21 protein-coding genes, 2 rRNA genes and 1 riboswitch (1 of these 24 only partly in view) are annotated in these 24,804 nt (G+C 68.6%); of the genes, 6 read left to right on the forward strand and 17 right to left on the reverse strand.

Going from position 1 to position 24,804, the window contains the following annotated elements; translation table 11 throughout:
• Nucleotides 1–16: 16 nt before the first annotated feature.
• Complete coding sequence (locus OG462_RS09495; protein ID WP_406056364.1) at nt 17–571, reverse strand: Clp protease N-terminal domain-containing protein; 555 nt, start codon at nt 569–571, stop codon at nt 17–19.
• Between the two features lie 295 nt (nt 572–866).
• Here OG462_RS09495 and OG462_RS09500 point away from each other — a divergent pair, with 295 nt between their 5' ends.
• Together OG462_RS09500 and OG462_RS09505 are read left to right on the forward strand one after the other, a co-directional pair.
• Complete coding sequence (locus tag OG462_RS09500) at nt 867–1,091, forward strand: hypothetical protein (protein ID WP_406056366.1); 225 nt, start codon at nt 867–869, stop codon at nt 1,089–1,091.
• Nucleotides 1,092–1,160: 69 nt separating this feature from the next.
• Nucleotides 1,161–1,589: an SRPBCC family protein gene (locus tag OG462_RS09505; protein ID WP_406056368.1), complete on the forward strand. Its 429-nt coding sequence runs from the start codon at nt 1,161–1,163 to the stop codon at nt 1,587–1,589.
• Nucleotides 1,590–1,743: 154 nt separating this feature from the next.
• Here the strand turns inward: OG462_RS09505 and OG462_RS09510 are convergent, their stop codons facing one another.
• The gene (locus tag OG462_RS09510) at nt 1,744–2,367 is read right to left on the reverse strand and encodes a PadR family transcriptional regulator (RefSeq protein ID WP_406056370.1); all 624 of its coding nucleotides are present in this window, start codon (nt 2,365–2,367) and stop codon (nt 1,744–1,746) included.
• 182 nt (nt 2,368–2,549) lie between these two features.
• On the opposite strand from OG462_RS09510, the gene OG462_RS09515 reads away from it, so the two are divergent.
• Nucleotides 2,550–3,359 (forward strand): PhzF family phenazine biosynthesis protein, encoded by an 810-nt coding sequence (locus OG462_RS09515; protein WP_406056372.1) that lies wholly within the window; start codon nt 2,550–2,552, stop codon nt 3,357–3,359.
• Nucleotides 3,360–3,442: 83 nt separating this feature from the next.
• Here OG462_RS09515 and OG462_RS09520 read toward each other — a convergent pair whose 3' ends face one another.
• Both OG462_RS09520 and OG462_RS09525 read right to left on the reverse strand, forming a co-directional pair.
• Complete coding sequence (locus tag OG462_RS09520; RefSeq protein ID WP_406056375.1) at nt 3,443–4,225, reverse strand: CPBP family intramembrane glutamic endopeptidase; 783 nt, start codon at nt 4,223–4,225, stop codon at nt 3,443–3,445.
• Nucleotides 4,226–4,356: 131 nt separating this feature from the next.
• Nucleotides 4,357–5,856 (reverse strand): glutamate--cysteine ligase, encoded by a 1,500-nt coding sequence (locus OG462_RS09525; RefSeq protein WP_406056377.1) that lies wholly within the window; start codon nt 5,854–5,856, stop codon nt 4,357–4,359.
• A gap of 481 nt (nt 5,857–6,337) precedes the next feature.
• On the opposite strand from OG462_RS09525, the gene OG462_RS09530 reads away from it, so the two are divergent.
• Entirely contained in the window at nt 6,338–6,928 is a 591-nt protein-coding gene (locus OG462_RS09530; protein WP_406056378.1) for a hypothetical protein, read from the forward strand.
• Nucleotides 6,929–7,259: 331 nt separating this feature from the next.
• Nucleotides 7,260–7,466 carry a DUF5999 family protein gene (locus OG462_RS09535; protein WP_030316472.1) on the forward strand — a complete coding sequence of 69 codons (207 nt, stop codon included), beginning with the start codon at nt 7,260–7,262 and terminating at the stop codon, nt 7,464–7,466.
• An 80-nt stretch (nt 7,467–7,546) separates the two neighbouring features.
• Here the strand turns inward: OG462_RS09535 and gcvP are convergent, their stop codons facing one another.
• Nucleotides 7,547–10,432 (reverse strand): aminomethyl-transferring glycine dehydrogenase, encoded by a 2,886-nt coding sequence (gene gcvP / locus OG462_RS09540; RefSeq protein WP_406056381.1) that lies wholly within the window; start codon nt 10,430–10,432, stop codon nt 7,547–7,549.
• Nucleotides 10,433–10,609: 177 nt separating this feature from the next.
• Nucleotides 10,610–10,709, reverse strand: a riboswitch (glycine riboswitch).
• 113 nt (nt 10,710–10,822) lie between these two features.
• Here gcvP and OG462_RS09545 point away from each other — a divergent pair.
• On the forward strand, nt 10,823–11,188 hold the full coding sequence (locus tag OG462_RS09545; protein ID WP_406056382.1) for a PRC-barrel domain-containing protein: 366 nt from the start codon (nt 10,823–10,825) through the stop codon (nt 11,186–11,188).
• 249 nt (nt 11,189–11,437) lie between these two features.
• Here OG462_RS09545 and OG462_RS09550 read toward each other — a convergent pair whose 3' ends face one another.
• The 12 genes from OG462_RS09550 to OG462_RS09605 all read right to left on the reverse strand — a co-directional run.
• Nucleotides 11,438–12,787, reverse strand: a complete 1,350-nt coding sequence (locus OG462_RS09550) for a DNA polymerase IV (protein ID WP_406056384.1) — start codon at nt 12,785–12,787, stop codon at nt 11,438–11,440.
• Between the two features lie 98 nt (nt 12,788–12,885).
• On the reverse strand, nt 12,886–13,545 hold the full coding sequence (locus OG462_RS09555; protein ID WP_406056386.1) for a MerR family transcriptional regulator: 660 nt from the start codon (nt 13,543–13,545) through the stop codon (nt 12,886–12,888).
• A gap of 192 nt (nt 13,546–13,737) precedes the next feature.
• Entirely contained in the window at nt 13,738–14,211 is a 474-nt protein-coding gene (locus OG462_RS09560) for a bifunctional nuclease family protein (RefSeq protein WP_015032172.1), read from the reverse strand.
• An 88-nt stretch (nt 14,212–14,299) separates the two neighbouring features.
• A complete protein-coding gene (locus tag OG462_RS09565) occupies nt 14,300–15,043 on the reverse strand; it encodes a MerR family transcriptional regulator (RefSeq protein WP_406056388.1) in 744 nt (247 codons plus the stop codon).
• Nucleotides 15,044–15,072: 29 nt separating this feature from the next.
• Nucleotides 15,073–16,014 (reverse strand): FHA domain-containing protein, encoded by a 942-nt coding sequence (locus OG462_RS09570; RefSeq protein ID WP_406066445.1) that lies wholly within the window; start codon nt 16,012–16,014, stop codon nt 15,073–15,075.
• 81 nt (nt 16,015–16,095) lie between these two features.
• A complete protein-coding gene (locus OG462_RS09575; protein ID WP_406056390.1) occupies nt 16,096–17,058 on the reverse strand; it encodes a DUF881 domain-containing protein in 963 nt (320 codons plus the stop codon).
• Nucleotides 17,059–17,063: 5 nt separating this feature from the next.
• Nucleotides 17,064–17,396 (reverse strand): small basic family protein, encoded by a 333-nt coding sequence (locus OG462_RS09580; protein ID WP_015032176.1) that lies wholly within the window; start codon nt 17,394–17,396, stop codon nt 17,064–17,066.
• Nucleotides 17,393–18,322 carry a DUF881 domain-containing protein gene (locus OG462_RS09585; protein ID WP_406056392.1) on the reverse strand — a complete coding sequence of 310 codons (930 nt, stop codon included), beginning with the start codon at nt 18,320–18,322 and terminating at the stop codon, nt 17,393–17,395. The genes OG462_RS09580 and OG462_RS09585 overlap by 4 nt, the downstream gene beginning before the upstream one ends.
• Nucleotides 18,323–18,422: 100 nt before the next feature.
• Nucleotides 18,423–20,918: a sugar phosphate nucleotidyltransferase gene (locus tag OG462_RS09590; RefSeq protein ID WP_406056394.1), complete on the reverse strand. Its 2,496-nt coding sequence runs from the start codon at nt 20,916–20,918 to the stop codon at nt 18,423–18,425.
• Nucleotides 20,919–21,034: 116 nt separating this feature from the next.
• On the reverse strand, nt 21,035–21,643 hold the full coding sequence (locus OG462_RS09595; protein ID WP_189831299.1) for a CDP-alcohol phosphatidyltransferase family protein: 609 nt from the start codon (nt 21,641–21,643) through the stop codon (nt 21,035–21,037).
• A gap of 149 nt (nt 21,644–21,792) precedes the next feature.
• Nucleotides 21,793–21,909, reverse strand: a 5S ribosomal RNA gene (gene rrf, locus OG462_RS09600).
• A gap of 74 nt (nt 21,910–21,983) precedes the next feature.
• Nucleotides 21,984–24,804 (reverse strand): 23S ribosomal RNA (locus tag OG462_RS09605); it runs 298 nt beyond the window's last position.

The following is a 24,804-nucleotide window of genomic DNA, read 5'->3' on the forward strand; positions in this document are numbered from 1 at the left end:
AGGGGCGTAACCCCCTTTACACCTGTTGAGACGGCTCCCCGTCGCGCCACGGAACAGACTCTTCCGCCTGAGTGGGCGAATCGGCCGCCCGAGTGGGCGAAACGGCGTCGATACGACCCCCGGCACGGCCGCTCAGCGCGGCGGGATCGACGCCGGCGCGGCGCAGCACCTCGGCGGCCCGGCTCTCCGGATCGGCGGCGATGACGGCGAGGAGGTCGAGGCCGCGCGCCTGGGTCTCACCGCGTTCCGCGGCCCGCCGGAAGGCCTCCTCCAGGGCCCCGGACGCGGCCGGCGACCAGCCGGAGGCCCGGCCGTCCTGGGCCTCCGCCCCCCGCGTGGCGGGCAGCAGGCGCCGGGTGCCCGAGTCCTCGACCGAGCGCTGCCAGCGCAGGCCGTATCCGATGGAACGCTGCACGAGGTAGCCGAGGACGCGGGCGAGCTGATGGCCGCCCTCGAACGCGGCTCCGACGTCGGAGTCGGACTCGATGAGCGAGTGCAGGAGGTGCGCGGTGTCGATCTGCCGGTCGCCGTCCCGGAGTGCTCTGCGGCGCGCGCCGGTCACGACCGTCATGAGGGACGGCGTCAGAAAGGGCGTGAGCTCCGCACGCGAAGCGGCGGGGGCGACGGGCTGCCGGAGTGGCTGCTGGGGAATCGGGACAGGACGGTGCACTCTCCCACCTCATCAGGCCCGGGTGGCCGGGGCATCGCCAGGGAGAAGCATGTCCGCATCCCACCGGAGTTGGGCACGCGCGCACGGTTCCTCCTCCTTACGGATGAGATCGCGCGCGTTGCCCCCATGGGGCGCGCGCCGCCTTGCTTTGCGCCCCCGACGCAACCACATGCCCTTCCCCGCACGTCTTCCGGTCGTGTTCTGGATGGTTGCTCTGCCCGCGCTCGACGGGCGGCAGTACGTCTACCGGGTGTACGCACCCCGGGAGGCGCTGCCGGCCGATCTGTTCTGGGCGGCCTTCCACTGCCACGAGGAGGACGGGGCGCCGCGCGCCTCCGACAGCTTCGACGCGTCCGAGATCTGGTGGATCGGCGACGGGGCGGGGCCGGCCGCCGCAGAACTGACGGTTCATCAGTATTGAATGTTCACGGCCACCCGGCTACGTTCCGCGACACCGGAACCCAGTTGGTACGCGTGAAGGGGTGGTCTCATGGCCGAAGTCAGCGCGGAGGCACGGATCGAGGCACCGGCCGGAAAGGTCTGGGCGCAGCTCGTGGACTTCTCCTCGTACGGCGAGTGGAACGCCACCCACACCAATTTCCCGAACGGCGGCCCGGAAACCCTGGAGGCGGGCGCCACCTTCACCGAGAACATGAAGCTGATGGGCTTCCCCGCCGAGGTGCTCTGGACGGTCGAGGAGCTGGAGTCCGAGCGCGCCTTCGCCATCAAGGGCAAGGGCCCGATGGGGGTGCTCGTCACCACCCGCTACTCCCTCGCCCCGGACGGGGACGCGACGACGGTCCGGATCGACGGCGAGTTCACCGGCGCGGCGGTCTCGCTGATGGCGGGCAAGCTCAAGGACTCGGCGACGGCGGCCCTGACCGAGTCGCTCCGCAAGCTCTCGGGCCTGGTGGCCTGAGAGCCGCCCCTCACACACGTACGCCGAGGGGCCCCGCGGCAAGCACCACGGGGCCCCTCGGTCGATCTCGGCCCGTCAAGGGGCACCGGCCAGGTCGCACTCGGCCGCCATCGGGTGCCGGTCATGGCCGATCCCGGCCGTCGACCGACACCGGTCAGTGCTCGTCGGCCAGGATCAGGTACAGCTTCTTGCGGGCCTCGTTGATCACGCCGACGGCCTTCTGGCGCTGCTCGGCGCTGCCGGTCTTCCAGACCTGCCCGAACGCCTCCATCAGACCGAAGCCGGACTGCCGGACCTCGTTCAGGGCCTCCCAGTCGACGCCGCGCCCGGCCTCCTCCCAGGGGGCGTCGGGGCCCTCCTCGGCCTCGGCACGCCCGGTGTCGGTGAGCGTGAACAGCTTCTTGCCGCCCTCGCTCGCGCTGGTGATCAGCCCCTCGTCCTCCAGCATCTGGAGGGTCGGGTACACCGAGCCGGGACTGGGCTTCCAGGCCCCGTCGCTGCGCTCGCCGATCTCCCGGATCATCTCGTAGCCGTGCATCGGGCGATCCTTCAGGAGCGCCAGGATCGAGGCACGCACGTCACCGCGCCGCGCCCGTCCCCGGCCGCCACCGCGTCCGCCGCCGAAAGGCCCGCCCCCGAAGGGGCCGCCACCGCCGAAGCCCGGCCCGAAGGGACCGAACGCCGCGCGCCGCCCCTCGAAGTCACCGCGAGGCCCGGGGCCGCAGCCTCCACGGCCGGCTCCGTGTCCGTTTCCGTACTCGTGTCCATGTGAACGCATCGCAACGCTCCTTCCATCGGGATTCACTCGTTGAACTGTCGCGATGCGTCAACGATATATCGGAACTGTTCGGCGAGCAAGCATCCCGACTGCTTCACCGGTCCCCGCAGGTCATGGGCCCCAGCCAGTTCTCCGCGATTGGCCTTGGCCCGCCGGATTCCGCCCCCGGTACGGTCGGCGACATGCGGATCCGAATCGTCGACGCCTTCACCGACCAGCCCTTCTCCGGCAACCCCGCCGGAGTCCTGCTCCTGGACTCCTTCCCGGATGACGCCTGGCTCCAGCGGGTCGCCGCGGAGGTCAACCTCTCCGAGACGGCCTTCGCCCACCCGCTGCCCGCCGGCGGCGAGGCGGACTGGGCCCTGCGCTGGTTCACCCCCACCACCGAGGTCGACATGTGCGGCCACGCCACACTGGCCACCGCCCACGTCCTGCACTCCACCGGTACGGCGAGCGGCCCCGTCCGCTTCGCGGCCCGCTGCGGCATCCTCGGCGCCACCGCCGAGGCCGACGGCACGATCACGATGGACTTCCCGACCTCCTCCCTGACCCCGGTCCCCGTCCCCGACGGCCTGGAGAAGGCGCTCGGCGCCGAGGTCGTCGCCGTCCACGACACCGCCGACCACATCGGCGACCTCGTCGTCGAACTGCGTGACGAGCCGGCCGTGCGCGCGCTCGCGCCGGACTTCGCCGCGCTCAAGGGCCTCTCCTCGCGCGGCATCATCGCGACCGCCGCCGCCGAACACCCGGACAGCGGCTACGACTTCGTCTCCCGCGGCTTCTTCCCCGGTGTCGGCATCGACGAGGACCCGGTGACCGGCAGCGCCCACACCGCGCTCGCCCCCTACTGGTCGGCCCGGTTCGGCCGCGACGACCTCGTCGGCCTCCAGGGCGGCACCCGCACGGGCATCGTCCGTACGCGCCTGCGCGGCGACCGCACCCTCCTGAACGGCCACGCGGTCACGGTCATCGAGGGCGACCTGCACGCCTGACCTCGCGGCCGCGGAACGCGGAAGGGGCGTACGGAGAACCCGTACGCCCCTTCCTCACACTCCCGAAGGCCATGCCGCAGGCCTCACACGGTGGGCAGCCACCCCACCTTGCCCGCGAGCAGCCCGTATCCGACGAAGGCCACGATGTCGAGCAGCGCGTGCGCCACGACCAGGGGCCCGACCCGCCCCCAGCGCCGGTACAGCAGGACGAAGACCACGCCCATCACCACGTTGCCGAGGAAGCCGCCGATCCCCTGGTAGAGGTGGTACGAACCGCGCAGCACCGAACTCGCCACCAGAGCGGCCATCGGCGTCCACCCCAACTGCCCGAGTCTGCGCAGCAGATAGCCGACGACGACGACCTCCTCCAGGACGGAGTTCTGGATCGCCGAGAGGATCAGCACCGGGTACTTCCACCACACCTCGGGCAGCGACTCGGGCACCACGGTGAGGTTGAACCCGGTCGCCCGCGCCGCCAGGTAGAAGGCGAGGCCGGCGCTCCCGATGCCCGCCGCGAGCAGCGTCCCGCGACCGAGGTCGGGCCAGGGCCGGGTCCGGTCGAAGCCGATGGCGCGCAGCCCCGACCCCTCGCGCATCAGCAGATGGGCGACGAGGAGGACCGGCACGAGGGCCGTGGCGATGCCGAAGAGCTGCCAGGAGAGGTCGAGCCACGGCCGCCCCGGCGCGTACGAGCCGTTGAGCGTGGCCGCCTGCTCCTTCAGCGCCCCGGACTTGGTGAGCGAGCCGATGAAGCTGATGAGCGACGACACGCCGCTCGCTCCGAGCGAGAGCGCGAGGACGATGAGCGTCTCGGAGCGCAGCACCCGGCGCGGCAGCCCCTCGGGGGGCAGGGAAGCGTCACTCACTCGTTGCTCCGACACCACACCTGTCTCCACTTCCCGGTCGCGGACGGGCGCCGTTCCGGCGGCACCCCGATCACTTTGTCATGATCGGCCACCGCCCCCGCCCGCGACCCCGCCCGCCCCGGGAGCCGTGCTCAGTCGATCCCCACCGGCCAGGTGTGCACCGGCTCCCCCGCGTGCATGAGGGCCCGGTAGCGGCGGGTGGTCGCCGCGAGCGCCGCCTCGCGGTCGAGGCCCGTCTCCAGGGCCTTGTGGAAGGTGTCGGCCTGCCAGGAGGCGCCGTTCACCCGCCGCAGACAGCGCTGTTCGATCACGCCGAGGTAGAAGTCCCGGTCGGCGGGCTCGATGTGCCAGGCGTCGAGCCCGGCCGAGGCCAGCGGAAGCAGTTCGTCGAGGACGAGCCGTACCGCGGGGACGGTCGCGATGCCGCCCGCGCGGCCCGAGCGGGGCCAGCGCAGCTCCGCCTCGATGCCGTGCCGGCAGGCCGTGTCGAAGTTGGCCTCGGCGTCCTCGAAGGCCATCCGTTTCCAGACCGGCCGGGGGTCGTCGGCGAGTGAGCGGACGAGCCCGTAGTAGAAGGCCGCGTTGGCGATGACGTCGGTGACGGTCGGCCCGGCCGGCAGCACCCGGTTCTCGACGCGCAGGTGCGGGACGCCGTCGACCCAGCCGTACACGGGCCGGTTCCAGCGGTAGACCGTGCCGTTGTGCAGGACGAGCTCCTGCAGGCGCGGCACCCCGCCCTGGTCGAGGACGAGGAGCGGGTCCTCCTCGTCGCAGATCGGCAGCAGCGCGGGGAAGTAGCGCAGATTCTCCTCGAAGAGGTCGTACACCGAGTCCACCCACCGCTCTCCGAACCAGGTACGCGGCCGGACGCCCTGGGCCTGCAGTTCGGGCGGCCGGGTGTCGGTGGCCTGCTGGAAGAGCGGCGGCCTGGACTCGCGCCACAGCTCGCGCCCGAAGACGAAGGGGGCGTTGGCGCCGAGCGCGATCTGGACGCCCGACACGGCCTGCGCCGCGTTCCACACGGCGGCGAACCGGGCCGGGGTCACCTGGAGGTGGAGCTGGACCGAGGTGCAGGCCGCCTCCGGAACGATCGACTCCGAGGTGCAGAGGAGCCGTTCGACACCGTGGATGTCGAGCGTGAAGTCCTCGCCCCTCGCGGCGAGGATCTGGTCGTTGAGGAGCGTGTAGCGGTCGGCCGACGAGAGGTTCTCGGGTACCAGGTCGTCCTGCGTCAGGGTCGGCAGTATGCCGATCATGACGACGCCCGCGTCGAGTTCCGCGGCCTTGCGGTCGGCATATCCGATTCCGGTGCCGATCTCCTCCGCGAGCCGGTCGAATACGCGCCCGCCGAGCTGGTGGGGTGCGATGTTCACTTCGAGGTTGAACATTCCGAGTTCCGTCTGGAAATCGGGGCTCGCGATCTTTTCCAGAACCGGCCCGTTCAGCATGCGGGGCAGTCCGTCGGCACCGGCGAGATTGAGTTCGATCTCCACGCCCATGAGATTGCGCGGGCGGTCGAACCTCTTCTCCGCCAGCAGCCTCGCGAGCCCCGCGAGACACTGCTGGAGCTTTCTCCGGTACTGCTGCCGGTCGGACGGGCCGAACCCGTCGGCCACGACCTTCTCCCCCATCGAAGCGTCCCTTCCAGAGTGGGCAGCCGCCACGACGGCCGCGCGTCACGGACGATGATGCCCAGCCCGCTGATCCACAACGCCTGCGAAGGAGGGCTGTCGGAGGATAGGCTGGATGCTGCGCTCCGCCGTCACATCCCGAGGGCACGGAACAATCGACATATACCAATGTCCTATTGTCCCGGAACTCGGGGAATGAATTCAGCCGTCCGGCTCTGCGTGGAATACGCAGGTGGGAGCACCACCACCCACACGATTCCGCTGCTACGACCCTTGTTTTACGGCTTGATGACGCCTTGTCAGGAATATCTGCGCCGTCTAGCGGAAACACTCCGTGAACACGTGTCGTATAAACTCCGCGGACGAGGCAGAGTGTTGGCGCCCGGTCATGGCCTCATGGCCCTCCTCTGGCCCCGCCGCCGACAGCGCCGTCGTACCTGCCCACGCATCACCGTGTCTCCTGAGTGAGAGGCGACCCACCATGCTCCGACCCTCCCCGGCCCCTGCGCCGGCCCTCCGCAGTGTCCTCGCGGCCCTCGGCTCGCCGACCGCCGTCCGCGAGGCTCGAACACCCGCTCTGCGGGCAGCGCAGGGACCACTGAGCCCCGAACTCCCCCTGCCCGTACACGTCCTCGGCGTCGCCGGGACGCCGGGACAGGCACCCCGCACCCGTCTCACCGGCTGGCGCTTCCTGATCAGGAACGGGGGCCGGGCGATCGCCGCCGCGGACACCATGCTGACCCCGGACGGCTGGTCCTTCTCGCACTTCTTCGAGGGCCCGTACGTCACCGCCACGGAGCGGGCGCTGCTCCAGGCCGAGGCGCTGCCCGGTCCGTACCAGCCGCGACTGCTCTCCGTGCCGGAGCTCTACATGCTGACCCTCTGGCTGCACGCCGAACCGGAGACGGACGGCGCCACCACCGCCCCGGCCGCGGCGGATCTGATGGTGCCGCTGGCCCCCGCCCCGCCGGGGATCGCCGCGTACCGCCCGTACCAGGTCGCCGACCTCCTGCCCGTGCTCACCACGCGCCTCGCGCCGCCGCCCCTCCTGGGCTCGGCGGCGCCCGCCTGATCCACCGCACGAGCGTCGCCGCCCCGTGACCCACCCGGGTCACGGGGCGCACTGCTGTCCGAGCGATCGGCCCGAACGCGCCGTCCGAACAGCCCTCCCGTACGGACTAGCCCGCTGGGACCACCCCGAACCACCCGAAAAGACGGTGCAGTTGACCTGAACCGCCCCTGCGGGTGATGCGTCTTCCCAGGAAAGGACGAGCTGCCGCGAATCCCTGCGGAAGAGCGTCCATGGGGCAAGACTGGGATCGGAACCGAACCGACCGACGGGGGCGGCGATGAGCGCGAAGAGCCGCAGGACATCCACCACGACGCAGCGAAAGAACCCACCCATGTGCCAGCACCAGCCTGCCTGTCCCACCGCCGACTCCGCCGACCGCGAGGCGGCCCGACTGACGGCACACCACCCGGAACAGGGCTGGAGCCTGCTGTGCAACGGCGTCCTGCTCTTCGAGGACACCGGTGAACTGCTGCCGGACGGGCAGATCATCGCCCCGCACCGGCCGCTGTCGGCGGGCCAGGTGACGACCGCCGCCTGAGGACGCGGTCTCGGCGCCGTACGAGGGAAACACCGAGGGCCGGCCCGGAGAGAAACTCCGCACCGGCCCTCGCATCATGCTCAGTTGTCGTACTCGTCCAGCGGCGGGCAGGAGCAGACCAGGTTCCGGTCGCCGAACGCACCGTCGATGCGGCGCACCGGCGGCCAGTACTTGTCCGCGGCGGAGACACCGGCCGGGAAGACCGCCTCGTCCCGCGTGTACGCGTGGTTCCACTCGCCGCCCAGCGCGGCCGCGGTGTGCGGGGCGTTGTGCAGCGGGTTGTCGTCGGCGGGCCACTGGCCCGAGGCGACCTTCTCGATCTCGGCCCGGATCGCGATCATCGTGTCGCAGAAGCGGTCCAGCTCGGTCAGGTCCTCGGACTCGGTCGGCTCGATCATCAGGGTGCCGGCCACCGGGAACGACATCGTCGGCGCGTGGAAGCCGTAGTCGATGAGGCGCTTCGCGATGTCGTCGACCGTGACGCCCGTCGCCTTGGACAGCGGACGCAGGTCCACGATGCACTCGTGGGCGACCAGACCGGCCGGGCCGGTGTAGAGCACCGGGAAGTGCGGCTCCAGGCGCTTGGCGATGTAGTTCGCCGCGAGGACGGCGACCTGGGTGGCGCGCTTGAGGCCCTCGCCGCCCATCAGACGCACGTACGACCACGAGATCGGCAGGATGCCCGCGGAGCCCCACGGGGCGGCCGAGATCGGGCCGACGCCGGTCTCCGGGCCCGCGGCGGGCTGGAGCGGGTGGTTCGGCAGGTACGGGGCGAGGTGCGCGCGGACACCGACCGGGCCGACGCCCGGGCCGCCACCGCCGTGCGGGATGCAGAAGGTCTTGTGCAGGTTCAGGTGCGAGACGTCGCCGCCGAAGTGCCCCGGCTTGGCCAGACCGACCAGTGCGTTCAGGTTGGCACCGTCGACGTACACCTGGCCACCGGCCTCGTGCACCTCGGCGCAGATGTCGGCGACGTGCTCCTCGAAGACGCCGTGCGTCGACGGGTAGGTGATCATCAGCACGGACAGCTCGTCGCGGTACTGCTCGATCTTGGCGCGCAGGTCCGCGACGTCGACCTCGCCGTCGTCGGCGGTCTTCACGACGACGACCTTCATGCCGGCCATCACCGCGGAGGCGGCGTTGGTGCCGTGCGCGGAGGACGGGATGAGGCAGACGGTGCGCTGCTCGTCACCGTTGGCGCGGTGGTAGGCACGGACGGCGAGGAGACCGGCCAGCTCGCCCTGCGAACCGGCGTTCGGCTGGATCGACACCTTGTCGTAGCCGGTGACCTCGGCGAGACGCTCCTCCAGCTCGGTGATGAGCGTGAGGTAGCCCTGCGCCTGCTCGACCGGGGCGAAGGGGTGCATCTGACCGAACTCGGGCCAGGTCACCGCCTCCATCTCGGTCGTCGCGTTCAGCTTCATCGTGCAGGAGCCGAGCGGGATCATGCCGCGGTCGAGCGCGTAGTCGCGGTCGGCGAGCTTGCGCAGGTAGCGCAGCATCGAGGTCTCGGAGCGGTGCGCGTGGAAGACCGGGTGGGTCATGTACGCGTCGGAGCGCAGCAGACCGGCCGGCAGCGTGTCCTCGGTGGCGGCGTCCAGCGCCTCGACGTCGGCGGTGACACCGAAGGCGCCCCACACGGCGGCGAGCTGGGCACGCCCGGTGGTCTCGTCGCACGACATCGACACGTGGTCGGCGTCGACGCGGTAGAGGTTCACACCGGCCTCGCGGGCGGCGGCCACGACCTCGTCGGCCTTGCCGGGCACACGGGCGGTGAGGGTGTCGAAGAAGGCACCCTGGGTGAGCTCCACGCCCCCGGCGGTGAGGCCGGCGGCGAGGATCGCGGCGTACCGGTGGGTGCGCTGCGCGATGCCCTTGAGGCCGTCGGGGCCGTGGTAGACGGCGTACATACCGGCCATGACCGCGAGCAGCACCTGGGCGGTACAGATGTTGCTGGTGGCCTTCTCACGGCGGATGTGCTGCTCGCGGGTCTGCAGGGCCAGGCGGTACGCGCGGTTGCCGTCGGCGTCGACGGACACGCCCACCAGACGGCCGGGCAGGGAGCGGGCGTGCTTGTCCTGGACGGCCATGTAACCGGCGTGGGGACCGCCGAAGCCCATGGGAACACCGAAGCGCTGCGTCGTACCGACGGCGATGTCCGCGCCCAGCTCGCCGGGCGAGGTGAGCAGGGTCAGCGCGAGCAGGTCGGCGGCGACGGTGACGATCGCGCCGAGCTCGTGGGCGGCGTCGATCAGCGGCTTGATGTCGCGGACGGCACCGGAGGCGCCGGGGTACTGCAGGAGCACGCCGAAGACACCGCGCTCGGCGATCTCGGCCGGAATGCCCGCGCTCAGGTCCGCGACGACGACCTCGACACCGGTCGGCTCGGCGCGGGTCTCGATGACGGCGATCGTCTGCGGCAGGGCGTCGGCGTCGATGAGGAAGACGCCGTTCTTGACCTTGCCGACGCGCCGGGAGAGCGCCATGGCCTCGGCGGCGGCGGTGCCCTCGTCGAGCAGGGACGCCCCGGAGGTCGGCAGCCCCGTCAGGTCGGCGACGACGGTCTGGAAGTTCAGCAGGGCCTCGAGACGCCCCTGCGAGATCTCCGGCTGGTACGGCGTGTACGCCGTGTACCAGGCGGGATTCTCCATCACGTTCCGCAGGATCACCGGCGGCGTGAAGGTCCCGTAGTAGCCGAGACCGATCATGGGCGCGAGGACCTGGTTGCGGTCGGCGAGCGTACGCAGCTCGGCCAGGACCTCGGCCTCCGTGCGCGCGGCCGGCAGGCCCAGGGCCTCGGTGTTCTTGATGACGTCCGGCACCGCGGCGGCCGTGAGCTCGTCGAGGGAGCCGTAGCCGACCTGGGCGAGCATCTTGGCGCGCGCCTCGGCGTCGGGCCCGATGTGCCGCTGCTCGAACGGGATGCCCTGTTCGAGTTCGGAGAGCGGAATGCGGTTGGCGGTCATGTACGGAGGCCTCCTGGTCGTCACGACCTGCGAGGGGCACCACGGCGCGGGTACCCGGACGGCCTCCCCCTCTGTCATCTCAACCTGAGAGTTTCACCGGCACGCCTCACGGCACGCCGGCTTTCACCGTCGGTGAGAGCGCATGCCGTCGGACACCGCTCTGCTTTCCAGAGTGACCTCGTCCGCGCGGTACAGGGGCCTGAGAGATTCCGGGGAGGATTTGCTCCTTCGGCGCCCACCGGAAGGTTTCTCCGGGGGACTCTCCCGCACAGGGTCGACAGCCACAGCCAGCCTACCAGCGAGGTTGCGGCTCCCATCGCTCAAGTGGCCGACATCCCAGTTGTGCACTTTCGTAGGGGTGTAGAGCAGTTGCGACCAGTTGGAGGGACCGTGCAGACCGATATCGATCCGCGCAGCCTGATCGGCCGCAAGGCGTACGACCGGAACGGACACAAGATCGGAACCGTGGACGAGGTGTACCTGGACGACGCGACCGGCATACCGGAATGGGCGGCGGTCCGCACCGGCCTCTTCAGCCGGGACGCCTTCGTCCCGCTGGAGCCGAGCGAGCTGGTCGAGGACGGACTCCACATCCCGTACGAGCGGGCCCTCATCAAGGACGCCCCCGACTTCGGCGTGGGCCGCCACCTCTCCCCTGAGCAGGAACTCCAGCTCTACCGCCACTACAGCCTCGCCCTCCCCCCACCCCCCACGGACACCCCGGACACAGACTTCGGCCGCCTGGCAGGCCAGTAGCGCCGGGGCGGAGCCACACGGGCGACACGAGGAGGAATCCGGGCCGGGGCGCCACCGCCCCGCCCGCACCCGCCGACGCCCCACCCCCACGGGAAGACCCGCACCTCCGCCCTCTCAGCAGCACGGGTGGTGCGGGTGGGAACCCCAAGCCCGGCCGCAGGCCGGGCGCACCACAACCCACCCGCACCCCCACGGGAAACCCGCACCCGCCAACCCCGCCGCACCCCCACGGGAGACCCGCACCGGCACTCAACCCCGCCCCACCAACGGCAACGCCTCCCCCGGCACCAATTCGGGATCGTCCACCGCGAACGTCCTCACCCGCCCCGGTTCCGACCCCGGCTCCTCGAACCGCACGGTGACGCGCCCGACCCCGCTCCCCTGGACCCACCCGGCCCCGTACACCGCGTGCCGCACGTCGTGCCCGGGCGCCCAGTGCCGCTCCACGGGCTCAGCGGCCGCAGGCTCGACGGCGACCACGGCTTCAGCAGCGGCGACGTCACCCACCGAAGCGGCAGCGACCCCCGCCTCCGCCTGAGCGAACAGATCCTCCTGCGTGTAGTCCGCGAGCCCGCTCACCCCGACCCCCAGCAACCGCACGCCGCCCGTCGTGTCCACCGCCTCGAGCAGCCGCGCCGCCGCCTCCCGCACCACACCGGGATCATCCGTGGGCCCCCGGAGCGTCTCGGACCGCGTGAGCGTCGAGAAGTCGAACCGCCGCACCTTCAGGACGATGGTCCGCCCGGAGTGCCCGGACGCCCGCAGCCGCCCCACGCACCGCTCCGCGAGCCGTTCCACCTCGACCCGGATCCGCACCCGGTCGTGCAGGTCCACGTCGAAGGTGTCCTCGACCGACACCGACTTGGCGTCCCTCTCGGCCACCACGGGCCGATCGTCGTACCCCTGGGCCATCCGGTACAGCGAGGCCCCGTGCGCCCGCCCAAGGAGCCGTACGAGCTCGTCCTCGCCCGCTTCCGCGAGGTCGGACACGGTAGTCATCCCGGCCCGCCGCAGGTGCTCCCCGGTCGCCGGCCCCACGCCGGGCAGGATCCGCACCGAACGCGGCCCGAGGAGCTCCCGCTCCGTCCCGGGCTCGATCAGGACGAGCCCGTCGGGCTTGGCCTCCTCGGAGGCGATCTTCGCGATCATCTTGGACCCGGCGAGCCCCACGGACCCCGTGAGTCCCGTCGTCGCCAGGATGTCGACCCGCAGCCGCTCACCGGCCGCACGCGCGCCCACGCTGTCGTCGGCCACGCCCCCGGCCTCCAGGTCCACGAACGCCTCGTCGAGGCTGAGCGGCTCCACGAGCGGGGAGAGCCGTCCGAGCAGCTCCATGACCTGCTCGCTGATCGAGCGGTAGAAGGAGAAGCGGGGGACGAGGTAGGCCGCGTTCGGCGCGAGCCGCCGCGCCTGGCCCATGGGCATGGCCGAGTGCACTCCGAAGCGGCGCGCCTCGTACGAGGCGGTGGCGACCACGCCCCGGGGACCGAGACCGCCGACGACCACGGGCTTTCCGCGCAGGCTGGGCTTCGACGCCTGCTCGGCGGCGGCGAAGAAGGCATCCATGTCGAGATGCAGGATGGTGGGCGCGGCTCTCACACGTCCGATGCTGCCTCACACCACTGACAACACCACTGACGACAACGCCGCCCCGCACCACACAGGCCCAGGAGCCGAGGGCTGCTGAACCGCCGCCCTCAGACCGCCTTGTCCCGCCGCCGTCGCGCCAGCTCGTCCCCCGGGTTGTGTCCCACGAGCGTCTCGCCCGTGTCGACGCGCTCCCCGTGCAGCTGCGAGAGCGCCGCCTCGACGTCCCGCCAGACCACGCCGACGGCGATGCCGAAGACACCCTGACCGCCCTGGAGCAGGTCGACGACCTCGTCAGGCGAGGAGCACTCGTACACCGTGGCCCCGTCGCTCATGAGCGTCATCCGCTCCAGGTCGCTGAAGCCCCGCGCGCGCAGGTGCTGCACCGCGGCCCGGATGTTCTGCAGGGCCACCCCGGTGTCGAGGAAACGCTTGACGATCTTCAGCACGACGACGTCGCGGAAGCTGTAGAGCCGCTGGGTCCCCGACCCGTACGCGGGCCGCACGCTAGGCTCCACGAGCCCCGTGCGCGCCCAGTAGTCCAACTGGCGATAGGTGATCCCGGCCGCCGCACAGGCCGTGGGGCCGCGGTAGCCGACCACCTCGCCCGCCGCCCCCGGAGCCGCCCCGGAGACGCCCCCCGGTCCTGCACCCGCCCCCGCACCGGCGTCCGCACCGAAGTCGCCCACACGCCCGTGAAGCGGATACGGACCGCTCTCTCCGGACACGCGTCCGAGCGAGCTCCCTGCCGTACCGTCCGCGCTGCTCATCACGCCGACCCTCCGTCCTTGACCTGCCCACACGAAGGTAGGCAGTCACTCGGGGTGCGTCAACGATCGCCACACTCGGCACGCCGAGTGATAATCACCCTGAGAGTGGTTTCCCGTCTCTCTCGCCGGGGAAAGGCTACTCGAATGCTCTGACAGCACCCCGCGAACGGCCTGCGGCCGCGCCGCTTCGGCTCACTGACTGTTGGTCCCGAAATCCTCCGGTGAGATCTGGTCGAGGAACTCGCGGAACTTCTCCACCTCGTCCTCCTGCTCGTCCGGAATCGCGATGCCGGCGTCGTCCAGCACACCGTCACTGCCGTAGATCGGCGTTCCGGTCCGGAGGGCCAGGGCTATCGCGTCCGAAGGCCGCGCGCTCACCTCGACGCCGCTGGCGAAGACCAGCTCGGCGTAGAAGACCCCGTCACGCAGATCCGTGATGCGGACTTCGGTGAGTTCCTGTCCCACGGCTTCCAGCACGTCCTTGAACAGGTCGTGCGTCAGCGGCCGCGGAGGGGCCATCCCCTGCTGGGCGAAGGCGATCGCGGTCGCCTCCCCCGGTCCGATCCAGATGGGGAGGTACCGATCGCCTCCCACTTCACGCAGGAGCACGATCGGCTGGTTGGAGGGCATTTCCACCCGGACACCCACAACGTCGAGCTCGTTCACACAGCAACCCTAGGACGTGCCCGACCGGTTTGGATAGTCGGGCCCTCCCAAGCCGTCGCCGAGCCCGCCACGAAAGCCCGTCACGGACTCACTGCAGCCGAATCCCCAGCGCGGTCTGTACGAGCGCGGCGTGCAGCCGCACCGACTGCGCGGCGAGCTCCTGTGCGGTGGCCTCCGCATGTGCTCTGGTCTGCGGATTACGGTGCCGGCGCAGTGGCGCGACGACCTGCTCGATCAGCCCCGCCTCCCGGTCCGCGGCAGCCTTGACGGCCCGCAGGTGCCGCGGTTCGAGACCGAATCGCCCCAGATCCGCGACGAGCCGTGCGACGGTCACGGTCTCGGGGTCGTAGCCGCCGCCCTCCGTCTCGGAGATCAGACCGTACGACTCCCACGCGAGGAGCTCGGTCTCGGTCACCTCGGCCGCGGCCAGCAGTTCGGTCCGCCCGATCCGCGTGGCGGTGGGCAGTTCGGGATCCTGGTCCCAGGCGCCTTCGAGCAGGTCCCGCCGGCGCCCGGGGGTCGGGAGCTGGATCTGCTCTCCCCTGGCGAGGGCGTCGAGGTGCTCGCGGATGACCTTCAGCGGAAGATAGTGGTCCCGCTGCATCCGCAGGATCTGAGCGAGCCGCTCGACATCCTGCGGGCTGAACTTCCGGTACCCGGAGGCCGTACGCCGGGGCTCCACGAGCCCCTCGGCCTCCAGGAACCGGATCTTGGAGATCGTCACTTCGGGAAATTCGTCGCGCAGCTGGTTCAGCACCGTGCCGATGCTGACCAGCCGGTCGCCCGCGGTGGCGGTGCCGGATCCGGCACCGCCCGTCGGTGTTCGCAGCATGGACCTTCCCTGAAGGCTTCTCCGAGGCGTTACACGCCCCGCCGGCTCGAGTAGAAGACCAGGCGGTACTTACCGATCTGCACCTCGTCGCCGTTGGACAGAACGACCGAGTCGATCGGCTCGCGGTTGACGTACGTGCCGTTGAGGCTGCCGACGTCGGAGACGGTGAAGCTGCCGTCCTGGGCCCGCCGGAACTCGACATGGCGCCGGGAGACCGTGAAGTCGTCCAGGAAGATGTCGCTCTGCGGGTGACGGCCGGCCGTCGTCAGCTCACCGTCGAGCAGGAACCGGCTGCCCGAGTTCGGCCCACGACGCACCACGAGGAGCGCGGAACCGGACGGCAGTGCCTCGACGGCGGCCTGCGCCTCGGGAGAGAGCGAGGGCAGCTGGGTCTGACCGGTGACCTCCGCGTCGTAGGCCTCCAGGCCCGAGATGGAGATCGTGGACGTCGTCTCGGAAGCGCGCTCGGGAGCGACTCCGCCCCGCAGCGGCGTACCGCAGTGGGAGCAGAAGCGACTGTCGGCCGCGTTGCGGTGACCGCACCTCGTACACACCGGCATGGACGCATCCTCCTGCCGCGGCTGCCCCGCCGAGGTCTGTGTCGCGTACGGATCGGGGGCAAACCCTCCACCCGTACCTGAGGTTGATGGTTCTCCGAAACCTATGCGGGCAGCACCGGCGGGGTCAACAGAAGACGCGCCCTGAGTGCCCGGAATGTCACCGCCCTGGCCGCCGACCTCGTCACGGAAGAGCGGGCGCTCGCCGCCCTGCTCCTCGCTCTGGGCATGGCGCGGCGCGCGGTGCCTGGCGTTGCCGCCGTCCTCGCGTGCGCTCTTGCCGAACAACTTCGCAAACAACTTCACGGGCGATTCCCCTTGACCGAAACAGACCCGCCCGTGGGGCAGGACGAACCGAGATCCATCACACCTGCCGACCCGGACACCTTCACAACGTCCGTATCCTCCGGACAGTTTCCACCACGCACCACCGTTGTGGTGCGCCGACCCCCCGCAACGTCGTGCCCTTGTCGCGGGACCCCCCTTGTCTCCCTCTCACTGCGAGGACGACTGAGCGTAGTCAGGCCGCTTCGCGGGTCGCAAGGCGTCGACGACGATCTTCGCCGACCGCTCCACCGTGGCTGTGGCCTGCTCCTTCTCCAGGGTCTGCACGACACCGCCGGGGATGTTGAGCGCGGGCTCGAGATCCTCCGGCTTGCCGATGACCTTGAAGACGTACGGAGCGGCCACCTTCGTTCCATCAATCCGCATGTCATCACCGCTACCGGTGAAATAACTGTCAGCGACCACCCGTACACCGTTGACCTGGATCGCCTCGGCACCGGCGGCACGCAGCTCCTGGATGGCGTCGAGCAGCATGTCCGACTCGACGGCCCCGGTGGGGTCGCCGACGGTCAGGGTGATGCCCGGTCCCTCGGCGGCGACGGTGCCGGCCAGGATGCCGAGCTGTCGCTCCTTCTCCTGGGTCTGCTTGCGGGCCTCCTCGGCCTGGTCCGAGCTGGATTCCAGCTCGGTGCGCTGCTTCTCCAGGCGGGACTTCTCGTCCTCCAGGCGCTGCGTACGGTCGTCGAGCTCGTCGAGGATCCGCACCAGGTCCTCCTGGCGGGCTCCGCGCAGGGCGCTGTTGTCACTGGTCGAGGAGACCTGGATCGCCAGGCCGAGACCGAGGACGAAGAGCAGCAGCGCGACCACGAGCTGGGCCCGGGTCACCCGGGGCGGCCACAGCGCCGAGCCGAGCCGCCGGCGTCCGCTCGGCTCGGCACCCGGAGCAGCCGGGGCGGGCGTCGTCACGGGCACCCGTACATCGTGATCCGCGGTCCCGCCGTGGACGGATTCCCGAGCGGCCTCGGGCTCTCCGGCCTTGTCGCCACTCGCGGACGGCCCGACGCCCTCGGGCTCCCGCGCGTTCTCGGAACTCTGCCGTGCCTGCGGGTCCTGGGGATCCTGCGGGCTCTCGGGGTTCTCGGGGTTCTGGGGGTTCTGGGGGTTCTCGCTCATCGGCCTCACGCCCGGAAGACATGGCGCCGGATGGCGGCCGCGTTGGAGAAGATCCGGATGCCCAGCACGACGACCACACCGGTCGACAGCTGCGCGCCCACGCCCAGCTTGTCGCCGAGGAAGACGATCAGGGCGGCCACGACCACGTTGGAGAGGAACGAGACCACGAAGACCTTGTCGACGAAGATGCCGTCGAGCATGGCCCTGAGGCCGCCGAAGACCGCGTCGAGGGCGGCGACCACGGCGATCGGAAGATAGGGCTCGACCACCGCCGGAACCTCGGGGCGGACCAACAGTCCGACCACGACTCCGACGATCAGGCCCAGTACGGCGATCACGATGTGCCCTTCCCTGTGTCGGCCGTGGCCCGACCGGACGGCGTCGCCGCCCCGGCCCCCCTCGGCTCTGCGGTACGTACGGTCAGGCTCGGCGCGGCCGGCAGGCGTACGTCGCCCTCGGCCGTGATACCGCTCCTGATCCCGAAGTTCTCCACCAGCGCGTGCAGATACTGCCCGTCGGCGCTGTCCTGGAACGCGGTGCTCAGCCGCTGCCCGTCCCCGATCGCGAGGATGGTGTACGGCGGCACCAGCGGCTTGTTGTCGACCAGTATGGCGTCGCCGGCGGCCCGGATCGCGGAGAGCGATGTCAGCCGCTGGCCGTTGATGGCGACGGCCTCGGCGCCGGACTCCCAGAGCCCGTTGATGATGCGCTGCATGTCCCGGTCGCGTACCCGGCCCGTGTCGGAGAAGCCGCTGCTCTCGCGCGGCCCGCCGCCCCCGGTGTCGGCTTCCTTGGCGTCGTTGACGACGAGCTTCACCCCGGGGCCGTGCACGGGCGTCGCGCCCGAGAGCAGCGCAACGAGCTCGGCCTGGTCACCGCCGTGCTGCTGCAATGCCTGCCGCTGGCGTTCGCCGACCTCGGACCGGATCCGCTCGACGTCCTGTTCCAGATCATCGGCCGAGGACGTCTCCGCCTCGATCCGGTCGATCAGTTCCTGCCGCTCCTTAGCGACGACGGGCGCGGAGATCCGCGCCTCGGCCGCGCCGACGGTCACCAAGGCGGCCGCGAGCACCAGGCCGGCGGCCACACCCAGCTTGGCCCGCAGGCTACGGGGCAGCCCACCGCCCTCGGCAGCACGCCGGGCGGTCGCCTCCGCGTACCCGTCGTCGAGCGCGTGGTCGATCACGTTGTTCAGCAGCGACATGGACGCGTCCGGGCGCGGCGGCGGGGATCCGGTGCTCCGAACGGGGGGCTGCTGCGACATGCCGCACATCGTCGCACGTCGCACGGCCTACCGCCGAATGGCCCCTCCGGCCGGCGGGGAGGCACCTTGAGGGTGCTCCCCGCCGGCCGGTCCGATCCCCTCAGCTACCTGCGCTGTCGACCACTTCGGCCCACTCGTCGAGCAGGGCCTGGGCGGAGGCGTCGTCGGGACCCTCGGCCCACAGATGGGTGACGGCCTCGGCGGGGTCGGGCAGCACCATCACCCACCGCCCGTCGGCCTCGACCACCCGCACACCGTCGGTGGTGTCCACGGAGCGGCTGCCCGCCGCCTCCACCACCCGACGCATCACGAGACCCTTCACGGCCCACGGCGTCGCGATGTCCTTCTTGAGGACGTGCGCCCGCGGAATCCGCGCGTCGATCTGGCTCAGCGTGAGCTGTGTCCGGGCGACGAGACCGATGAGCCGCACAAAGGCGGCGGCGCCGTCGAAGACACTGCTGAACTCGGGCACGATGAACCCGCCGCGCCCATCGCCGCCGAAGATCGTCGAGTCCTCGCGCCCGACCCTTGTGAGGTCGTCCGGCGAGGTCGTCGTCCACTCCACCTGTGTGCCGTGGTACGCGGCGACCTGCTCGGCGATCCGTGTCGTCGTCACCGGCAGCGCGACCCGCCCCGAACGCCGCTCGGCCGCCACCAGGTCCAGCATCACCAGGAGCGCCCGGTCGTCCTCGATGATCCGCCCCCGCTCGTCCACGAGCGAGAGCCGCTCACCGACGGGGTCGAACCGCACGCCGAACGCGGCCCGCGCCGAGGCCACGATCTCCCCGAGCCGTACGAGCCCGGCCCGCCGGCTCTCGGCCGACTCGGTGGGCCGAGACTCGTCGAGCCCGGGGTTGATCGTCAGCGAGTCGACCTGGAGCCGCCCGAGGAGGCTGGGCAGCACGAGCCCCGCGCTGCCGTTGGACGCGTCCACGACCACCTTCAGGCCGGCTTCAGCGATCCCGGAGGTGTCGACGTTCCGCAGCAACGAGCCGGTGTACGAGTCGAAGACGCTCGCCGGGAAGGAGAGGTCACCGATCTCCCCGGGGAAGGCACGCCGGTACTCCTGCCGCGCGAACACCCGGTCGAGCTTGCGCTGCTTGCCCTGCGAGAGGTCGGCCCCGCGCTCGTCGAAGAACATGATGTCCACGGAGTCGGGCACCCCGGGCGAGGTCCGCACCATGATGCCGCCGGCGCTTCCCCGCGCTGTCTGCTGCCGCGCCACCGGCAGCGGTACGTTCTCCAGATCCCGTACGTCGATGGCGCTGGCCTGCAACGCCGAGATCACCGCACGCTTCAGCGCCCGCGCACCCCGGGAGTGGTCACGCGCCGTGGTGACGGTCGCGCCTTTCTTCAGAGTCGTGGCGTACGCCCCCGCCAGCCGGACGGCCAGCTCCGGGGTGATCTCCACGTTGAGGATGCCGGAGACGCCGCGGGCCCCGAAGAGATGGGCCTGCCCACGGGACTCCCAGATGACCGAGGTGTTGACGAAGGCGCCGGCCTCGATCGTCTTGAACGGGTAGACCCGGACGTTGCCCTGCACGATCGATTCCTCACCGACCAGGCACTCGTCCCCGATGACGGCTCCGTCCTCGATCCGGGCGGCCCGCATGATGTCGGTGTTCTTCCCGATCACGCAGCCGCGCAGATTGCTCTGCGGCCCGATGTAGACGTTGTCGTGGACGACGGCCTTGTGCAGGAAGGCACCGCTCTTCACCACCACGTTCGAGCCGATGACGGTGTGCTCACGGATCTCGGCGTCGGCCTCGACCTTGGCGTAGTCACCGATGTAGAGCGGCCCCCGCAGCACGGCGTCGTGGTGCACCTCGGCGCCTTCGGCGACCCACACGCCCGGCGAGATCTCGAAGCCGTCGATGTCGACCTGGACCTTGCCCTCCAGGACGTCCGCCTGGGCCTTCACATAACTCTCGTGGGTGCCGACGTCCTCCCAGTAGCCCTCGGCGACATAGCCGTAGATCGGCTTGCCGTCCTTCATGAGCTGAGGGAAGACATCACCCGACCAGTCCACCGAAACGTCAGCCTCGACGTAGTCGAAGACCTCGGGCTCCATCACGTAGATGCCCGTGTTCACGGTGTCCGAGAAGACCTGACCCCAGGTGGGCTTCTCCAGGAATCGCTCGACCTTTCCCTCTTCGTCGACGATCGTGATTCCGAATTCCAGCGGATTCGGCACCCGGGTGAGGCAGACCGTGACGAGAGCGCCCTTCTCCTTGTGGAAGGCGATGAGATCGGTGAGATCGAAATCGGTGAGCGCGTCCCCCGAGATCACGAGGAAGGTGTCATCCTTCAACGCTTCCTCGGCGTTCTTCACACTTCCCGCTGTACCGAGTGGCTTCTCCTCGTTGGCATACGTGAGCTCCATCCCGAGCTCCTCGCCGTCGCCGAAGTAGTTCCTGACGAGAGAGGCGAGAAACTGCACGGTGACGACGGTCTCGTTGAGACCGTGCCTCTTGAGCAGTCGTAGGACGTGCTCCATGATCGGCCGGTTCACCACCGGCAGTAGAGGCTTGGGCATGCTCGAGGTCATCGGGCGAAGGCGGGTTCCTTCGCCACCGGCCATCACGACGGCCTTCATGTCGGAAGCGTCCTCCTTGAAGAGACGACGGTCCTGCCGACTTCACCTGTCCGTTCAGTGGCCCTCGGACGTCCTCGATGTTGCCGGCGACGCTGCTCGGCACAGGACGGACGGGCTCAATCGGCCGCGGTATCCGCCTTCACGAGTCGACGGACCTGGACCACGTAGAGGATCCCTGCCCACCAATACAGAGTTGTACCCCATCCGGCGAAGGCCCACCCGAAAACTTCAGCGAGTGACGAAAGCCAGCCCGTTCCGTCACTGAGAAGCAGCAACGGGAACGCGTACATCAAGTTGAAAGTCGCAGCTTTGCCGAGGAAGTTCACCTGCGGCGGCGGGTAGCCGTGCCGACGGAGGATTCCCACCATCACCAGCAGCATGGCCTCACGTGCCAGCAGGGCAGCGGTCAGCCACCACGGCAGGATCTCGCGCCAGGTGAGGCCCACGAGAGTGGACAGGATGTACAGCCGGTCGGCGGCGGGATCGAGCAGCCGGCCGAGGTTGCTGATCTGGTTCCAGCGCCGGGCCAGTTTGCCGTCGAGATAGTCGCTGACGCCGCTGAGCATCAGGACGAGAAGCGCCCAGCCGTCGCTGTTGGGACCACCGAACTCCGGACGGAGAATCAACCACAGAAACAGCGGCACGCCGGCGAGACGCGCCATGCTGAGAATGTTGGGGATGGTGAGGACTCGGTCGGTCTGAACGCGAGTCTCCTGGACCTCCACCCGAGGGCCTCCTGCTGGGAACGTACGGACGATGCCCCCCGACCTTACCCTCAGCCACAACACCCCGGTGCACAGGGGGCGCCGGCCGGGGCCAGAACGCAAAAATGCCTCAACCCCCGGACAGAGTCCGGGGGTTGAGGCTAAAAATTGTTCGGCGGCGTCCTACTCTCCCACAGGGTCCCCCCTGCAGTACCATCGGCGCTGAAAGGCTTAGCTTCCGGGTTCGGAATGTAACCGGGCGTTTCCCTAACGCTATGACCACCGAAACTCTATGAAGTTAACCAACCGGAAATCGGCACAGTTCGTTACTTCAGAACTAACACAGTGGACGCGAGCAACTGAGGACAAGCCCTCGGCCTATTAGTACCGGTCAGCTCCACCCATTACTGGGCTTCCACATCCGGCCTATCAACCCAGTCGTCTACTGGGAGCCTTACCCTCTCAAGGAGGTGGGAATACTCATCTCGAAGCAGGCTTCCCGCTTAGATGCTTTCAGCGGTTATCCCTCCCGAACGTAGCCAACCAGCCATGCCCTTGGCAGGACAACTGGCACACCAGAGGTTCGTCCGTCCCGGTCCTCTCGTACTAGGGACAGCCCTTCTCAATATTCCTACGCGCGCAGCGGATAGGGACCGAACTGTCTCACGACGTTCTAAACCCAGCTCGCGTACCGCTTTAATGGGCGAACAGCCCAACCCTTGGGACCGACTCCAGCCCCAGGATGCGACGAGCCGACATCGAGGTGCCAAACCATCCCGTCGATATGGACTCTTGGGGAAGATCAGCCTGTTATCCCCGGGGTACCTTTTATCCGTTGAGCGACGGCGCTTCCACAAGCCACCGCCGGATCACTAGTCCCGACTTTCGTCCCTGCTCGACCCGTCGGTCTCACAGTCAAGCTCCCTTGTGCACTTACACTCAACACCTGATTGCCAACCAGGCTGAGGGAACCTTTGGGCGCCTCCGTTACCCTTTGGGAGGCAACCGCCCCAGTTAAACTACCCATCAGACACTGTCCCTGATCCGGATCACGGACCGAGGTTAGACATCCAGCACGACCAGAGTGGTATTTCAACGGCGACTCCACCATGACTGGCGTCACGGCTTCAAAGTCTCCCACCTATCCTACACAAGCCGAACCGAACACCAATATCAAACTGTAGTAAAGGTCCCGGGGTCTTTCCGTCCTGCTGCGCGAAACGAGCATCTTTACTCGTAGTGCAATTTCACCGGGCCTATGGTTGAGACAGTCGAGAAGTCGTTACGCCATTCGTGCAGGTCGGAACTTACCCGACAAGGAATTTCGCTACCTTAGGATGGTTATAGTTACCACCGCCGTTTACTGGCGCTTAAGTTCTCAGCTTCGCCCTGTCGAAACAGAGCTAACCGGTCCCCTTAACGTTCCAGCACCGGGCAGGCGTCAGTCCGTATACATCGCCTTACGGCTTCGCACGGACCTGTGTTTTTAGTAAACAGTCGCTTCTCGCTGGTCTCTGCGGCCACCCCCAGCTCACGGAGTAAATCCGATCACCAGACGTGGCCCCCCTTCTCCCGAAGTTACGGGGGCATTTTGCCGAGTTCCTTAACCATAGTTCACCCGAACGCCTCGGTATTCTCTACCTGACCACCTGAGTCGGTTTAGGGTACGGGCCGCCATGAAACTCGCTAGAGGCTTTTCTCGACAGCATAGGATCATCCACTTCACCACAATCGGCTCGGCATCAGGTCTCAGGCTATGTGCTGTCCGGATTTACCTGGACAACGCCCTACACCCTTACCCCGGGACTACCACCGCCCGGGTTGGACTACCTTCCTGCGTCACCCCATCGCTTACCTACTACCACCTTGGATCAGCGGCTCCACCACTTTCCTTTCCCCGAAGGGTCCGGAACGGCTTCACGGCCTTAGCATTAATGGGCTCGATATTGGGCGTTTCAAAGCGGGTACCGGAATATCAACCGGTTGTCCATCGACTACGCCTGTCGGCCTCGCCTTAGGTCCCGACTTACCCTGGGCAGATCAGCTTGACCCAGGAACCCTTAGTCAATCGGCGCACACGTTTCTCACGTGTGTATCGCTACTCATGCCTGCATTCTCACTCGTGAACCGTCCACAACTCGCTTCCGCGGCTGCTTCACCCGGCACACGACGCTCCCCTACCCATCACAGCGGGCGTTGGCCCTATTGCTGCAATGACACGACTTCGGCGGTACGCTTGAGCCCCGCTACATTGTCGGCGCGGAATCACTTGACCAGTGAGCTATTACGCACTCTTTCAAGGGTGGCTGCTTCTAAGCCAACCTCCTGGTTGTCTCTGCGACTCCACATCCTTTCCCACTTAGCGTACGCTTAGGGGCCTTAGTCGATGCTCTGGGCTGTTTCCCTCTCGACCATGGAGCTTATCCCCCACAGTCTCACTGCCGTGCTCTCACTTACCGGCATTCGGAGTTTGGCTAAGGTCAGTAACCCGGTAGGGCCCATCGCCTATCCAGTGCTCTACCTCCGGCAAGAAACACACGACGCTGCACCTAAATGCATTTCGGGGAGAACCAGCTATCACGGAGTTTGATTGGCCTTTCACCCCTAACCACAGGTCATCCCCCAGGTTTTCAACCCTGGTGGGTTCGGTCCTCCACGAAGTCTTACCTCCGCTTCAACCTGCCCATGGCTAGATCACTCCGCTTCGGGTCTTGAGCGCGCTACTGAATCGCCCTATTCGGACTCGCTTTCGCTACGGCTTCCCCACACGGGTTAACCTCGCAACGCACCGCAAACTCGCAGGCTCATTCTTCAAAAGGCACGCAGTCACGAGATACAGCAAGCTGTATCCGACGCTCCCACGGCTTGTAGGCACACGGTTTCAGGTACTATTTCACTCCGCTCCCGCGGTACTTTTCACCATTCCCTCACGGTACTATCCGCTATCGGTCACCAGGGAATATTTAGGCTTAGCGGGTGGTCCCGCCAGATTCACACGGGATTTCTCGGGCCCCGTGCTACTTGGGTGTCTCTCAAACGAGCCGTTAATGTTTCAGCTACGGGGGTCTTACCCTCTACGCCGGACCTTTCGCATGTCCTTCGCCTACATCAACGGTTTCTGACTCGTCTCACAGCCGGCAGACTGTGAAAGAGAGATCCCACAACCCCGCATGCGCAACCCC

Origin of the sequence: Streptomyces sp. NBC_01077, from assembly GCF_045162855.1 — a bacterium.
In the GTDB taxonomy this organism is placed as follows: Bacteria; Actinomycetota; Actinomycetes; order Streptomycetales; family Streptomycetaceae; genus Streptomyces.

Bases quoted from the DNA above. Each gene is read 5' to 3' on its own strand.
- OG462_RS09590 (WP_406056394.1), bottom strand. From the start codon at position 20,918: ATGAAGGCCGTCGTGATGGCCGGTGGCGAAGGAACCCGCCTTCGCCCG.
- OG462_RS09555 (WP_406056386.1), bottom strand. From the start codon at position 13,545: ATGAGCAGCGCGGACGGTACGGCAGGGAGCTCGCTCGGACGCGTGTCC.
- OG462_RS09505 (WP_406056368.1), top strand. From the start codon at position 1,161: ATGGCCGAAGTCAGCGCGGAGGCACGGATCGAGGCACCGGCCGGAAAG.
- OG462_RS09565 (WP_406056388.1), bottom strand. From the start codon at position 15,043: ATGCTGCGAACACCGACGGGCGGTGCCGGATCCGGCACCGCCACCGCG.
- OG462_RS09510 (WP_406056370.1), bottom strand. From the start codon at position 2,367: ATGCGTTCACATGGACACGAGTACGGAAACGGACACGGAGCCGGCCGT.
- OG462_RS09515 (WP_406056372.1), top strand. From the start codon at position 2,550: ATGCGGATCCGAATCGTCGACGCCTTCACCGACCAGCCCTTCTCCGGC.
- OG462_RS09535 (WP_030316472.1), top strand. From the start codon at position 7,260: ATGTGCCAGCACCAGCCTGCCTGTCCCACCGCCGACTCCGCCGACCGC.
- OG462_RS09495 (WP_406056364.1), bottom strand. From the start codon at position 571: ATGACGGTCGTGACCGGCGCGCGCCGCAGAGCACTCCGGGACGGCGAC.
- OG462_RS09525 (WP_406056377.1), bottom strand. From the start codon at position 5,856: ATGGGGGAGAAGGTCGTGGCCGACGGGTTCGGCCCGTCCGACCGGCAG.
- OG462_RS09575 (WP_406056390.1), bottom strand. From the start codon at position 17,058: ATGAGCGAGAACCCCCAGAACCCCCAGAACCCCGAGAACCCCGAGAGC.
- OG462_RS09530 (WP_406056378.1), top strand. From the start codon at position 6,338: ATGCTCCGACCCTCCCCGGCCCCTGCGCCGGCCCTCCGCAGTGTCCTC.
- gcvP (WP_406056381.1), bottom strand. From the start codon at position 10,432: ATGACCGCCAACCGCATTCCGCTCTCCGAACTCGAACAGGGCATCCCG.
- OG462_RS09585 (WP_406056392.1), bottom strand. From the start codon at position 18,322: ATGTCGCAGCAGCCCCCCGTTCGGAGCACCGGATCCCCGCCGCCGCGC.